The organism is Thalassotalea sp. G20_0, assembly GCF_017744175.1.
Classification (GTDB): domain Bacteria; phylum Pseudomonadota; class Gammaproteobacteria; order Pseudomonadales; family Endozoicomonadaceae; genus Endozoicomonas.
In genome coordinates this window covers 1-693 of sequence record NZ_JAGHQV010000382.1, presented here as the reverse complement: position 1 = coordinate 693, position 693 = coordinate 1, and the positions used below count along the sequence as shown (strand labels likewise).

Annotated in this window: 1 protein-coding gene; it reads left to right on the top strand. The window is 54.5% G+C overall.

The features are described 5' to 3' along the window. Window positions 1–693: hypothetical protein (locus tag J7438_RS26625; protein WP_209279038.1), on the top strand; the 693-nt coding region annotated here is incomplete at both ends.

Here is a 693-nt window from a genome sequence, read left to right as displayed (position 1 = left end):
GCTGGCAGGAGGGCAAAGACGAGGACGTTAAGGGCAAACCGCTCGACCGGGCACTGGTCACCAATATTTCCTCCATGTGTCATGGCAAAGGCTTACCGAAAGATAAGGACGTGAAGGCCTTCCTGACGATGCCCTGCTTGAAAGAGGGCTGGCAGGAGGGCAAAGACGAGGACGTTAAGGGCAAACCGCTCAACCGGGCACTGGTCACCAATATATCCTCCATATGTAATGGCAAAGGCTTACCGAAAGATCAGGACGTGAAAGCCTTCCTGACCCTGCCCTGCTTGAAAGAGGGCTGGCAGGAAGGCAAAGACGAGGACGTTAAGGGCAAACCGCTCGACCGGGCACTGGTCACCAATATCTCCTCCATGTGTTCTTCTAAAGGCTTACCGAAAGATCAGGACGTGAAGGCCTTCCTGACGCTGCCCTGCTTGAAAGAGGGCTGGCAGGAGGGCAAAGACGAGGACATTAAGGGCAAACCGTTCGACCGGGCACTGGTCACCAATATTTCCTCCATGTGTTCCTCTAAAGGCTTACCGAAAGATCAGGACGTGAAGGCCTTCCTTACGCTGCCCTGCTTGAAAGAGGGCTGGCAGGAGGGCAAAGACGAGGACGTTAAGGGCAAACCGCTCGACCGGGCACTGGTCACCAATATTTCCTCCATGTGTCATGGCAAAGGCTTACCGAAAGATC